This is a genomic window from Methylobacterium mesophilicum (assembly GCF_022179445.1).
Lineage (GTDB): Bacteria > Pseudomonadota > Alphaproteobacteria > Rhizobiales > Beijerinckiaceae > Methylobacterium > Methylobacterium mesophilicum.
In genome coordinates this window covers 1-356 of record NZ_BPQU01000101.1, presented here as the reverse complement: position 1 = coordinate 356, position 356 = coordinate 1, and the positions used below count along the sequence as shown (strand labels likewise).

Sequence of the window (356 nt, the reverse complement as noted above, 5' to 3'; positions counted from 1 at the left end):
GGGGAACTGATGATCTCTGGTCTGGGTCTGGCAATGGTTGCTCAACTCGTTCCGCAGCGTCTGATGGGCTTCATTATGGGTAGCTGGTTCCTGACCACTGCCGGTGCAAACCTGATTGGTGGTTATGTTGCGGGTATGATGGCTGTGCCGGATAACGTTACCGATCCGCTGATGTCACTGGAAGTCTATGGTCGCGTATTCTTGCAGATTGGTGTCGCTACTGCCGTTATTGCAGTACTGATGCTGCTGACCGCGCCGAAACTGCACCGCATCCGGCACGGGTGGCATGGACTGCGCGGTCTTGACTCGGCTTCCCGTGGCCTGAGGTTCGTGGGTGAAACTCCTACATCCTTGGG

Annotated in this window: 1 protein-coding gene; it reads left to right on the top strand. The window is 56.5% G+C overall.

All coding sequences use genetic code 11. The features are described from left to right. Nucleotides 1-356, top strand: a 356-nt coding sequence (locus tag MFF40_RS28385; protein WP_438804104.1) for a POT-type proton-dependent oligopeptide transporter, incomplete at both ends; no start/stop codon positions are given.